13 protein-coding genes are annotated in these 12,937 nt (G+C 48.9%); 5 read left to right on the forward strand and 8 right to left on the reverse strand.

Annotated elements, in window-relative coordinates; genetic code table 11:
• Positions 1-348: 348 nt before the first annotated feature.
• Together V3C10_18690 and V3C10_18695 are read left to right on the forward strand one after the other, a co-directional pair.
• Positions 349-909, forward strand: a complete 561-nt coding sequence (locus V3C10_18690) for a manganese efflux pump MntP family protein (GenBank protein WVP61311.1) — start codon at positions 349-351, stop codon at positions 907-909.
• A gap of 180 nt (positions 910-1,089) precedes the next feature.
• Positions 1,090-1,818, forward strand: a complete 729-nt coding sequence (locus V3C10_18695; GenBank protein ID WVP61312.1) for a hypothetical protein — start codon at positions 1,090-1,092, stop codon at positions 1,816-1,818.
• 230 nt (positions 1,819-2,048) lie between these two features.
• Here V3C10_18695 and V3C10_18700 read toward each other — a convergent pair whose 3' ends face one another.
• On the reverse strand, positions 2,049-2,663 hold the full coding sequence (locus V3C10_18700) for a DUF5780 domain-containing protein (GenBank protein ID WVP61313.1): 615 nt from the start codon (positions 2,661-2,663) through the stop codon (positions 2,049-2,051).
• 327 nt (positions 2,664-2,990) lie between these two features.
• Here V3C10_18700 and V3C10_18705 point away from each other — a divergent pair, with 327 nt between their 5' ends.
• From V3C10_18705 to V3C10_18715, 3 genes are all read left to right on the forward strand, one after another.
• Positions 2,991-3,743, forward strand: a complete 753-nt coding sequence (locus V3C10_18705) for a MerR family transcriptional regulator (GenBank protein ID WVP61314.1) — start codon at positions 2,991-2,993, stop codon at positions 3,741-3,743.
• Positions 3,744-3,812: 69 nt separating this feature from the next.
• Positions 3,813-4,541 (forward strand): ABC transporter ATP-binding protein, encoded by a 729-nt coding sequence (locus V3C10_18710; protein WVP61315.1) that lies wholly within the window; start codon positions 3,813-3,815, stop codon positions 4,539-4,541.
• The gene (locus tag V3C10_18715; protein WVP61316.1) at positions 4,534-5,277 is read left to right on the forward strand and encodes an ABC transporter permease; all 744 of its coding nucleotides are present in this window, start codon (positions 4,534-4,536) and stop codon (positions 5,275-5,277) included. The genes V3C10_18710 and V3C10_18715 overlap by 8 nt, the downstream gene beginning before the upstream one ends.
• A 104-nt stretch (positions 5,278-5,381) precedes the next feature.
• On the opposite strand, the gene tyrS is transcribed toward V3C10_18715, so the two are convergent.
• The 7 genes from tyrS to V3C10_18750 all read right to left on the reverse strand — a co-directional run bounded on the left by tyrS (position 5,382) and on the right by V3C10_18750 (position 12,625).
• On the reverse strand, positions 5,382-6,605 hold the full coding sequence (gene tyrS, locus V3C10_18720; protein WVP61317.1) for a tyrosine--tRNA ligase: 1,224 nt from the start codon (positions 6,603-6,605) through the stop codon (positions 5,382-5,384).
• A 667-nt stretch (positions 6,606-7,272) separates the two neighbouring features.
• Positions 7,273-8,541, reverse strand: a complete 1,269-nt coding sequence (locus V3C10_18725) for a TRAP transporter large permease (protein WVP61318.1) — start codon at positions 8,539-8,541, stop codon at positions 7,273-7,275.
• 1 nt (position 8,542) lies between these two features.
• Positions 8,543-9,031 (reverse strand): TRAP transporter small permease, encoded by a 489-nt coding sequence (locus V3C10_18730; protein WVP61319.1) that lies wholly within the window; start codon positions 9,029-9,031, stop codon positions 8,543-8,545.
• Positions 9,032-9,160: 129 nt separating this feature from the next.
• Positions 9,161-10,228 (reverse strand): TRAP transporter substrate-binding protein DctP, encoded by a 1,068-nt coding sequence (gene dctP / locus V3C10_18735; protein ID WVP61320.1) that lies wholly within the window; start codon positions 10,226-10,228, stop codon positions 9,161-9,163.
• A 1-nt stretch (position 10,229) separates the two neighbouring features.
• Positions 10,230-10,922 (reverse strand): DUF2848 family protein, encoded by a 693-nt coding sequence (locus tag V3C10_18740; protein WVP61321.1) that lies wholly within the window; start codon positions 10,920-10,922, stop codon positions 10,230-10,232.
• Positions 10,915-11,724, reverse strand: coding sequence for a carbon-nitrogen family hydrolase (locus V3C10_18745; protein ID WVP61322.1), 810 nt, complete (start codon positions 11,722-11,724; stop codon positions 10,915-10,917). The genes V3C10_18740 and V3C10_18745 overlap by 8 nt, the downstream gene beginning before the upstream one ends.
• Positions 11,725-11,965: 241 nt before the next feature.
• Positions 11,966-12,625: a GntR family transcriptional regulator gene (locus V3C10_18750; GenBank protein WVP61323.1), complete on the reverse strand. Its 660-nt coding sequence runs from the start codon at positions 12,623-12,625 to the stop codon at positions 11,966-11,968.
• Between the last annotated feature and the right edge of the window lie 312 nt (positions 12,626-12,937).

The raw sequence follows: 12,937 nt of genomic DNA on the forward strand, positions 1-12,937 counted from the left end.
ACTTATTTTTCACCCATTTCCCTGTTGACTTTTTTTCTCGCTTCCTATAAAATCGTACAGAGATAGGGGAGTAGTTAGCACGTTTGTGTAGTTTGGTCAACATACTGATAGAAATATCTGGCTTAACTTTAAATAATGAGACTTATCTGCGGTTCATGCTGCAGATAAGTCTTTTCTTGATTCATAGGAAATTACGTCCTATGAATCAAAAACGCTCCGCGAGGATGCACATGCCGCGCAGAGGTAAATGGTTGCTGAAGCAACCGCGCGGCAGCGCAAAAGCTCCGCGAGGTTGCGCATGAGACAGCCGGCTTCCCGCATATCAATAAACGAACAGGGGGATCTCCTATGTCATTAATCGAACTATTTATCCTCGCCGTGGGTCTTTCGATGGATGCGTTTGCCGTCGCAGTCTGTAAGGGACTTTCCATGCAACGTATGAATAAAAAACATGCTCTTATTATCGGCCTCTACTTCGGCGGATTCCAGGCCGGAATGCCGCTGATTGGTTATTATCTCGGCTACCATTTTAAGGAGGCCATCACCTCTGTGGATCACTGGATTGCCTTTATCCTGCTGGTTCTCATCGGCGCCAATATGGTCAAGGAATCTTTCTGCCGCTGCGATGAGGAAGAACTCGATCCCTCCGTGGATTTTAAAACCATGGCCGTGCTTGCAGTTGCTACCAGCATCGACGCTCTGGCCGTCGGCGTTACTCTTGCCTTCCTGAGTGTCCATATTGTGCCGGCTGTTTCCTTTATCGGTATTATCACCTTCTTTCTCTCTGTCGTGGGCGTCAAGGCGGGCAATCTTTTCGGCATGAAATACAAATCAAAGGCCGAATTTACAGGAGGCGTTATCCTTATTATAATGGGCACAAAAATCCTGATAGAGCATCTGTTCTTCTAATCGGATTTACTTTACTAAGCGGCTCTGTCTATTCCTTCCGTCAAAAAAGTTAAGGAAACGGTAATATCCGAAGATTTCCTGACATTTCTTTTAAATGCCCCCATTCTGACCCGTTTTCTGGTAAAATGAGGGTATCACGATTTAAATAGACTATTCTAAGATGATAAGGAGAAGATTTGTATGAAGAATTTCAGATTATCCGCATTTATCACCAGAAAGGCGCCTGTGCTTCTCGGAGCGCTCGCGGCTACTGTGCTGATGGCATTTTCGAGTCCGGCCAAAGCCATTGCCGCTGAGGACGGCCAGGGTTCTCTCGATCTGTACCGTGTCTACGGTACGGTTTCCCATGAGGGCGAGCGCCTGATGCTCAATCATATTCAGGGAGACACGACACTCGATGCACTGGTTTTGAACATCTCAGATGAAACACGGATTCTGGATGCCCTGAACGGTTATCCCGTATCCGCCGATTCCCTGAAGGACGGAGAGATGGTTTATGCCTACATAAGTCCGGCCATGGCCCTCAGCCTGCCTCCGCAGTCCCACGCCGAGATGATTATCTGCCAGATCCCGGCCGGTTTTGCCGCTCCGTCCTATGAAACAGCCGTTAAGCTTACCGGAAACAGTGAATCGGGCTGGCAGCTTACAACAAAACGCGGTATGGTATACGGCATTGACAGCGAGACAACCGTCCTCCCCTACCTGACCAGGAATATCGTCACTCCGGAAGATCTCACCTCCGGCACCACCTGTCTTGTATGGCCCGACCGTAATATGACCGACGCTTCCGGCAATGAAATCATCCACGCCTCAAAGGTTGTCATCTTCCCGGGCGGCGACTCTGCCGATCGGAATTCCTCCGGTCCTGCCTCCGATCCGGTTCTAACCGATAAAATAGCGCTGCAGTAATTCTTTATCAGCCGCGGCATCACAGTACGGCTGCATTTTTACAATAAAAAAGATAGTTAAAGAAAAGGCCTCCTGCATGATGCGGGACGCCTTTTTTAGTGTCTTTATTGGTCTTCTTAATTTTTCCTCTTTATCCTATCTCTTTAAGGCTCCGATACATGCCTGTCATTGTTTCATGCCAGAGGGCCGGCCCGTTTCCTGAGTGATTTCCTCCTCCACTCTCTTTTGCATTATTTTGTATCGTTAATATCAATTTTTTGTACGTAAGGATAATAAGACTCCAAAACGTTAACATCGGTCTTTTTACCGCAGTAAGCGGAAAGCCAGCCCTCAAAATCCGGGTTTTCCCATACGGTTCCATCCTCAAACGTAATCTCTTTATCGCAATACAGTATATAGGAAATATCTGCCACATTATCGTCTTCACCCATGAGATTCAACGACCAGCCGCCAAATACATCTTCCGTCCCGCCTGAGGCAAGTCCGGACGAATCATTCTCATAAAGATAGAAATATTCATATTCTAAATCGGTGTCCAGGCTCCACCAGTCAATTTTCAGGGGATTACCGTCACGGTCAAAGGCCAATTTCCCCTGTTTATAGCCCGCTATTCCCCGATCCGTTCCGTTTGTTTTAATGTCATGGATATAGGGATGGCCGCTCTCCCCTTCGTATCGGCGCATTTCCACATTTTCATAGATAACGGCCTTCTCCTGGGATACCGGCCCCTTTACATCCCCGGTTCCGGTATTCGCTGCGGCACTTACCGCACCACCAAGTAAAACCGCTGCCAGAACACCCGCAATCAGTACGGTGGTTCCCGGCATTAACTTGTGTTTCGTCATGGCGCCCCCCTTTCTCTGCCCTATGTTTCCTGTCTTATACCGTTATCTTATCACATCAGGAACCGTACATTCAATCCGTTTAACAAAGTTTCCGGCTGCGGCAGAAACCACAGTTCCTGTTCACCGGTAATATCCCACGAGGTGTTTTCACGCGCAATATAGGGAAGTAACAACCGCAGAATCACTTCGGCCGCTATGCGTCAGCTATCCGGGGCCCGTGAAAGATTCATATAATAGTGCAGATCTTAAAATCCGGTTATAATAAAACCCTACACTAATACACCAGCCTTATTTTTTGTAGTATGATGGAGACGGAGGTATTCATAAATGAAAACTTACAAAACAAATGAAGTGGCAAAAATCATCGGTATCCATGTAAATACCGTGCGTTTATATGAACAGTGCAAATTGATTCCGGCTCCTGAACGCATGAGTAACGGTTACCGGGTCTTTACCGATCTGCACATTGAACAGTTCCGGCTGGCCAGGGCCGCCCTCCGGGCGGAAGTACTGCAGAACGGCCTCAGAAAACAGGCAGTCGAAATCATCAAAGTATCCGCCGCAGGAGATTACCGGGATGCCAGGCAAAGGGTGGCGCGCTATCTGGAGCAGGTGGAACTGGAAACAAGACATGCGGAGGAGGCCATCGCCATTGCCGGACAGATTCTGAAAGGCGCGGCGTCCCTTTCACAAAAAGACGGTTCCGTCTATACCCGTAAAGAGGCGGCAGAACTTTTACAGATCTCGATGGACACGCTCCGCAACTGGGAACTCAACGGCCTCATTACCGTCAAACGCAGGAAAAACCGGTACCGCGCCTATTTTTGTGAGGATATTGAACGGCTTAAAATGATACGTTCCCTGCGGTGCGCTAATTACTCACTGACGGCAATTCTGAGGATGCTGTCGTCCCTCGATGCAAATCCTTCCGCCAGTATCCGCGAAAAGATCGATACCCCCGCACCGGATGAAGACGTGATTACCGCCTGCGATAAGCTGCTCTCCTCCCTTGCGGATGCAAAAAGCAATATGAACTATGTACTCACCCGGATCGAAAAAATGGAGCAGATGAAACTATAAAGTCTCCACTTTCCCACCACCCTTCCTCCCTGTGATATCCTCTCTTTATCAAATAAAGGAGGATATGGTATGCAGACAACCATCAGGGTGTCCGGTCTGGAAAAGTCCTACGGCACACTAAACGTAATCAAAAATATTGACATAACCGTTGCGGGAGGCGAAGTTTATGGTCTTCTCGGCGCAAACGGAGCAGGAAAAAGCACAACCATCGAGTGTATTTTAGGCACCAGAAAAGCCGACCGGGGAGAAATCTCCATTCTGGGAATGAATCCTCAGAAGGAACGTAAAAAATTATTCGAGCAGGTCGGCGTCCAGTTCCAGGAAGTAAATTATCCCGATAAAATCAAGGTAAATGAGTTATGTGAGGAGACGGCCTGTCTGTACAAATCCCCGGCAGACTATGACGGGCTGCTTAAGCAGTTCGGCCTTGCGGAAAAGAAACCAAGCCCGGTAAGTGAACTGTCCGGCGGCCAGAAACAGCGGCTGTTCATTGTACTGGCGCTGATCCCTAATCCGCGGGTCGTATTTTTGGACGAACTGACCACGGGACTCGACACAAAGGCCAGAAGGAGTGTATGGAAAAGCCTGAAGGAACTGAAGGGTAAGGGACTGACCATCTTTTTAACCTCCCATTTCATGGATGAGGTGGAAGAACTCTGCGACAGAATCGGTATTTTAAAAGACGGGGAATTTGTTTTCTGCGGCACGGTGGCCGAAGCAATAGAAAAAAGCCCGTACGACAGGCTGGAAGATGCCTATCTGTGGTTTACAGGAGAGGAGAAATACGAAGATGAATAAATTTATTACGATGTTAAAAACAGAGCTGAAACTTTCTTTCCGCGGAATGGACATGGTCATTTTTGCCATCTGCATGCCGGTGGTTGTGACCGCGCTGATGGGAATCATTTATGGCGGAAAACCCGCCTCTCCCGGCGCGGATTATACCTTTTTAGAACAGTCCTTCGGCGCCGTCTCGACAATCGCGGTCTGCGCCGGAGGCGTGATGGGCCTGCCGCTTGTAATCTCCGATTACCGTCAGAAAAAAATCCTCAAGCGCTTTAAAATCACGCCCTCCAGCCCGGTTCTTCTGCTGTCGGTGCAGGTATCCATCTATATGATTTATTCGCTGATCGCACTGGTGTTGGTCTATCTGGTTTCCACCCTGTTTTTCGGCATGCGCCTTAAGGGAGACTTTTTTCCGTTTATCGGCACATTTTTCCTTGTCATGCTCTCCATGTTCAGCATTGGAATGATGGTGGGAGGCGTTTCTCCAAATACTAAAATTGCCGGTATCCTTGCAAGCCTTTTGTATTTTCCAATGCTGATTTTCTCCGGCGCCACGCTGCCGTATGAGGTGATGCCCCCGGTTCTGCAAAAAATAGCCGGTGTGCTGCCCCTGACCCAGGGAATCAAGCTCTTAAAAGCCACATCACTCGGCCTGCCGCTTGAACATGTAACGGTGCCTCTGATTGTGATGGTTGTGATTGGCGTTGTCTGCGGCGGAATTTCGCTCCTGTTTTTTAAATGGGAGTAAACGCAGGGCCAAAAGCGCCGGGAAAGCCAATTTGCAGCTTTCCCGGCGCTTTTTATTGATTTCGCATTGATATTAAAACGGCCTTAGTTTAAACGATAACTATCTTATTTTAAAACTACCTTTTTAAAGTTCTTCTTACCGCGTTTTACAACCACTCCGTCCCCTGAGAGCTGTGCCTTTGTAAATACGGCCTTTGTATCCTTTACCGTCTCGCCGTCTACGGCTACGCCGCCCTGCTCCACGTTTCTCCTTGCCTCGGAACGCGACGGAGCCAGACCGGATTTCTGGAGGATAGTGAGAATATCGATCTCATCCCCTGTAAAGTCTTCCTCTGTAAGCTCGGCCGTCGGCATATCGGCAGCATTTCCGCTTGAGAATAACGCTCTGGACGCCTCTTTTGCCTTCTCTGCTTCTTCCTCGCCGTGTACCAGCTTTGTAAGCTCGTATGCCAGGATTTCTTTCGCCGTGTTGAGCTGGCTGCCTTCCCATTTGTCCATCTCGTCAATCTGCTCGAGCGGAAGGAAGGTAAGCATTCTTAAGCATTTTAATACATCGGCGTCTCCCACGTTTCTCCAGTACTGGTAGAACTCGAACGGAGTCGTCTTTTTCGGATCCAGCCATACTGCGCCGGACTGCGTCTTGCCCATCTTCTTGCCTTCGGAATTCAGAAGGAGGGTGATGGTCATGGCGTGGGCGTCCTTGCCCAGCTTACGGCGGATCAGTTCGGTTCCGCCCAGCATGTTGCTCCACTGGTCATCGCCGCCGAACTGCATGTTGCAGCCGTACTTCTGGAACAGCATATAGAAGTCATAACTCTGCATAATCATATAGTTAAACTCTAAGAAGCTTAAGCCCTTTTCCATTCTCTGCTTGTAGCACTCCGCCGTCAGCATGCGGTTTACGCTGAAGTGCGGTCCTACTTCACGTAACAGCTCCACATAGTTGAGATCCATCAGCCACTCCGCATTGTTTACCATCATGGCCTTGCCCTCGGAGAAGTCGATAAAACGGCTCATCTGCTCCTTGAAGCAGTCACAGTTGTGCTGAATCGTGTCCACCGTCATCATCTGTCGCATATCGCTTCTTCCGGACGGATCACCGATCATTCCCGTACCGCCGCCTAAAAGCGCAATCGGTTTATTTCCCGCCATCTGAAGACGTTTCATCAGGCAGAGCGCCATGAAATGGCCTACATGAAGGCTGTCCGCAGTCGGGTCAAAGCCAATGTAAAATGTGGCTTTTCCTTCGTTAATCATGTTTTTGATTTCTTCTTCGTTCGTTACCTGGGCAATCAGGCCTCTGGCAACTAACTCTTCGTAGATTTTCATCGTGATTCTCCTTTTCCATTCTTGCTGTAACACCATGTTCAATGCCGCGCAAAGGACGCGCTCGTTTCACAGGTGTGCTTAACCGCTAAGTTCGATAAGACCTCACTAAGCGGTAATTGCAGTGAAACACCATGTTCAATGTCGCGCAGAAGACGCGCTCGTTTCACAGGTGTGCTTAACCGCTAAGTTCGAAAAGACCTCACTAAGCGGTAATTGCAGTGAAACACCATGTTCAATGTCGCGCAGAGGACGCGCTCGTTTCACAGGTGTGCTTAACCGCTAAGTTCGATAAGACCTTACTAAGCGGTTAATGCAAAAGCCCCGTCCTTCGCTAAAAGGACGGGGCAATATCCCGTGTTACCACCTTCATTTGCAAACAGCTCGCACTGCCTGCCTCAGTAAGTACATCCAGCCGTTCAGGCAGAAGATACTCCGGCACGGTAACGTATGCCTATACGTCGCAGCCTACTGGGAAATCCTTAAACAATTCCGTTGGGTGCGCGGCTCCGGGATGTATTCGTCTGTCTGCCAACCTGCGCGCCTCTCATCGACCGGCTGCTTTCTGTGCGTCCTGCAGATTACTACTTGTTCCCCTCAAAGCCTTTATTATTAGGTATTAAGTTTAAGTACTTGACATTATAGGGAGTTTTTTCCCGTTTGTCAAGCCCTATCCAATCAGGTTAGGCAGGAATGTAACCGTAGCCGGTATGTATGTGATAATCAGCAGGACAATCAGCAGAACCGCCAGCATCGGAAGCAAATCCTTCATCTGGTCTTTCAGCGACACTTCCGCAATGGTTCCCGATACGAACAGGCAGACGCCCAGCGGAGGCGTACACATACCGATTGTCAGGTTGACCGTCATTACAAGGCCAAAGTGAAGAAGGTCGATTCCAAGGCCCTGTACAATCGGGAGGAACAGCGGTGTAAAGATGACCAGAGCGCTGGTTGTATCAATAAATGTTCCCGCAACTAAGAGTACGATGTTGATGACAAGGAGCATCAGGTACTTATTTCCGATGTTGGCCGTCAGGAATGCGCTGACCTGCTGCGGAACCTGGTTAACCGTGATGATCCAGGTAAACAGGGATGCAAAAGCAACGACAATCAGAACCTGGCCCGTGGATTTGGCGCTGTCGATAAACACGCCCCATAGGTTTTTAATCTTCAGTTCACGGTAAACAAAAATTCCGATAATCAGGGAGTAGACGCAGGCGATTGCACCCGATTCCGTCGCTGTAAAGATACCGCTCATAATGCCGCCGATGATGATAACCGGCATGATCAGCGCCAGCAGTGCGTCTTTTCCTGTTTTTAACACCTCACTTGCCGGCGCTTTCTGCTCACGTCCGACATAATGGCGTTTCTTACCCACATAGAAGCTGTAAATCATCAGGCCCACGCCCATGATAATGCCCGGGATAAATCCGCCGATAAACAGCTTTCCGATACTGACGCTGGCCATGGTTCCGTAAAGCAGAAGCGGAATGCTGGGCGGGATAACCGGCCCGATCGAACCGCCGCAGGCCAGAAGGGGAGCCGAGAACGTGTTCTCATATCCCTTTTCCTTCATCAGAGGAATCATGATACCGCCGATCGCCGCGGTAGCCGCAATGGCGGAACCGGTGATGGCAGCGAAAAACATGCAGGCCAGGATGCTGACCATGGCAAGTCCGCTGGGGAAATGGCCAATCAGGGCGTCTGCAAAATCCACGATACGCCTGGACATGCCTCCCTGGACCATCAGTCCTCCTGCCAGAATAAACAGGGGAATGGCAATGAGGGAGATACTGTCCGCTCCAGTGAACATTCTCTGGGTGATGACGGACAGGGGATAACCGGCTGCCGCTACTCCGTAAAGTGAGATTAAGCCAAGGGAAAAACAAATCGGAACTCCGGCTATAAATAACACAAAGAGAAATAAAATAAGCGCCATCCTACTGTTCCTCCTTTCCCATGCCAAGCAGTTCTTTCACCTGCTCCACCAGAATCTGAACCATGTAAAAGATCATAAATGCCGCAGCGCTTGGAATGCTCATGTAATACCAGGACATCGGAATCGGCAGATAAGATGTCGTCTGGGTCGTGCCCGTCTGTGCAAACTGGATTCCCATATATAACAGGAAGGCAAAAAATCCAATCAGTACCACATTAATTATGATTTCCGCCAGTTTTCCGATTTTCTTCGGAAGCGCCGTCAGAAACACGTCTACGTTTAAGTTTGCTTTTTCATGTACACAGTAAGCCGCTCCCCAAAATACAAGGTATGTAAAACTCAGCCTGATAATATCCTGGCTCCATGGCAGGGGCGCTTTCAACACATACCGGCAGACTACCTGCCAGAATGTCACCGCCAGCAGGACGATGCCGCTGACCGCCATCACGGCTTTTATCACATGATCCACCATTAGATTGATAACTTTCATACTCGACCTCTCTATCCGTTTCTCATCCGTTGTTACCGTTCACAGACCCGCGAAACAATGCGGTTCTGCAAACGGTAACCACCCATTCTTCCTATTTTGTCAGATTTATTTATGTCATATTATGCCGGATTAATTTCCGCTGTTTTTGTGTTCTTCCAGCTTCTGCATTACAAGCTCTACCAGCTCCGGATTAACAAGCTCCTTGATTTCATCCCTCTTATAGAAATCTTTTGTCGCTTCTTTGAAGCTGTCGATGTCCGGCTCGCTGACCTTTACACCGCTGTTCTTAATCTGCTCCATATACTCTGCTTCCATGGAGTCCACGGCCGTTCTCTGCTCGTCAATGGCATATTTAACCGCCTCGTCGATCCAGCCCTTTACCTCGTCCGTCTGTTTGTCATAGAAGCCCAGGTTCATGATAACGCTCTCCGCACCGTAGGTGTGGCCGTCCAGAACCATGTATTTCTGAACCTCGTCGAAACCGGAGGAAGCGATGGAAACGATTGGGTTTTCCTGGCCGTCCACGGTTCCCTGCTGAAGCGCCGTATAGAGCTCATTAAACGGAAACGCCGTTCCCCTTGCCTTTAAGCAGTCCATCAGGCTGAACCATACGGTTGCCTCCTGGACACGGATGGAGAGCCCCTCCATATCGGAGGCCGTTACAACTTCACGCACATTGTTTGTGAAATGGCGGAATCCCAGCTCTGCAAAGCCCAGATGTTTAAATCCCTGTGCCTCGAACAGTTTTTCAAATTCCGGCTGGAGCACTTCGTCCAGAATATAATAAGCTTCTTCTTTGTTTTCAAATAAATATGGGATGGATAAAAGCTGTACATCCGATACCCATGACGGGAGTGTGCCGTCCGTGGTAACGATGGTCATCTCCAGTGTCCCCAGCTTTACGCCCTCGGCCGCCTCACGCTCGCTGCCTAAAGAAGCGTTCGGATAAATCGTCACCTTGACCTGGCCGCCGGACAGTTCTTCAATCTTGTCCTTAAAATACGTTGCCGCTATGGTAGACTGGTGTTTTTCATTTCCGACGGTCGCCACCTTAATCTCAACCGCATCGCCGCTTGCCGCAGCCGCCGCTTTCTTCGCTTCCGTGCCGGCCGGCGTACCCTCTTTACTGCCGCCGCAGCCTGTAAGCGCCACCGCAATCACCGCTGATGCCAATACTGCCCGAAATAACTTTTTCATCTTACCGTTCCTCCTCGCTCACTGTAATCACATTGTAGTTTAATGATAACTTTCTTCCCAACACCTCGTCTGCCATCTCACATCTGAAATTCGTTCCATAGCGGAATCCTTCGGTCAGCGGAACCGTACCGGAGTAAATCACCGCGTCCCTTATACCGCCCACTCTCTCTTCCAGTTCCTTGAGAATCATGGCCGGATCCATGATATCGGCCAGGGTTCCCTGCTGATACCGGATTTCTTTTCCGTCTACCGTCTGATAGGAATATAGCTTAATGGTTTCCCAGTGTTCTTTTAATTCATCATAATCCCATAACTCTGTTCCGATTGGTTTTGCACAAATCTGCTTTGCCTTCGGAACGCTTACGCTCTCCAGTTCGCGATCCGTATGGTCGCTTCCAAGTCCGATATAGAGCTTTCCGTCCGTCACAACCATCACGTATTCAACTTCCCCGCATGTTTTTTCACCGACAAAATGCAGGTCCTGTTCTTGGGTCAGCACATAGTTGCCGCACTGGAAAATCGTCGGGATTTTCTTCGGTGCAGGCACTCCAAGCTGTTCCTCCAGCTCCTTAATATGCTCCATCGTCTTTTCCATATTGCGGCCCGCATAGCCTATGGCAAATACCCTGTCGTACTTTATCTCTTTTTCTGCTTCACCGTTCTTTGTCAGAATGCGGAATTTCATCTTACTCATTTTTTGCTTTTCCTTTCACATCGTAAATTTCGGGCCGTCTGTCCCTGTATATGTTAATGCTCTCCCGGATTCCCTTTATCATGTCGAGATCCAGCTCTGCAGTCAATACTGCCTCGGCCCCGTCTGCACCGGCGATTGTCTCGCCCCACGGATCGATGGCCGCCGAATATCCTGCGTATTTTGTTTCTCCCGCGGTGCCGCAGGCATTGACGCAGACTACAAAACACTGGTTTTCAATCGCTCTCACCCGGTTTAATACCTGCCAGTGGCCTTTTCGAAGGCTCGGCCACTGGGCAGCTACAAACAGGACATCCACGCCCCGCAGAGTGAGGGTTCTGATAAGTTCCGGGAAGCGGATGTCGTAACAGATAACCATTGCACAGGCCACGCCGTCCAGCTCAAAATTAATGGTATGATCGCCCAGCTTAAAGAAATCCTGTTCTCCCATGGGGGTAAACAGATGGGTCTTGTCATACTCCCCAATGCAGTTTCCTTCACGGTCAAATATGTATGCCGTATTATATACGCCGTCCTGTTTCAAATTGGCTACGGAACCGGCCACAATATTAATTCCAAGTTCCTTTGCCAGGGAACCGATCCTTCTCTTTACTTCTTTGCCGTCCTGATCCGACAGGCTCTCCAGATTTTCCTTTGGGAAAAAGCCCGTATTCCAGGTCTCCGGAAGACAGATGACATCCGGTTTTTCTGCGGCTGCTTTCCGAATCAGTTCTTCCGCATGGGAAAAATTGTATTCCGGGTCCGCAAGCCGCACATCCATCTGAACAATGCTGACTTTCATCATTTCTCCACCTCTTACCCTTTTATCCTCTTTATCTCTTTTGTTTGATATATGATATATTATATATGATATATGGTATACCACTTGATACAAGATAACATAATTGTGCATTATTGTCAAGCTATTTTCTTTTCCAAGTAATTTTTTAGGCAGAATTTACATGAACGATAAATGATCATAACAAGACATGAATTTTCCCACGGCAAGAAGGCCGGTCTGCACCAACTGGCGGCACCGGCCGGTTTTACTGATTTCGGCGTTCTTTCATATAGCCTTCGATGTTGATAAATGTTTTCGACATATGTTCTTCCATTGCATGGACCGCCGCACCGGCATCCCGGCTTTTAACGGCATCCAGGATCTTCTGGTGCTCTTCCATCGTCGTAATTTTCCGCTCCTTTTGTTTCAGAGCACGGATACCAAAGAATGAAATGATATCATTAAAATTGTTGAGCAGGCTCTGCAACGTCCTGTTGTGGCTCAGCTCATAAATCTTCTGATGGAATTTGCGGTCCATCTCAATGTAATCGTATTCGTCGTAGTGATTCAGCATATCTCTCTGGCATCGGGCTATCTCTTCCAGCTCCTCCAGATCCCGGTCCGTCACATTCAGTACTGCGTCCTCCACGGCCAGCATCTCCAGAGATTTCCTGATTTTTAACACTTCCAGTACATACTCAAGATCGAACTCGCGGACCACTGCGCCCTTATAAGTCTCCATCACCAGCCATCCGTCGTGGGCCAGCATCTGCATTGCCTCACGTATCGGTGTCCTGCTGATTCCCATCTCATCTGACAGTTTTCTCTCCGTCAGCACGTCGCCCGGCATATATTGTCCCTTGAGTATCCCCCGTTTAATTTCATCGTACACCTGATATTTATATGGCTGCGCTTTTTGTACCACGTTTCGTCTCCCAATTCGTTTTCACTTTATTGTTTTTTATTCCATATCGCTTGATTCTTTTGTCCAATCCCTGCAGAACGTTTTCTGAATCACAGGACGGGCCTCCTTTTGATGTATCTTATGATGCTCCATCTTATGGCACCCCCTCTTATGATTCAAAAAATCCCCTGACACAGTTTCCTGTATCAAGGGACGATAGTTATCGTGTATCCGCCTTGATTAAATGAACAGACTCCGCTGCCCGGCCTCTCAAATAATGACGATAACGGAGGGCGGCGCCCTTCCCGGACGGGAAGCTGTCAGAGCCGGTTG

This window comes from [Clostridium] symbiosum (assembly GCA_036419695.1).
In the GTDB taxonomy this organism is placed as follows: Bacteria; Bacillota; Clostridia; order Lachnospirales; family Lachnospiraceae; genus Otoolea; species Otoolea symbiosa_A.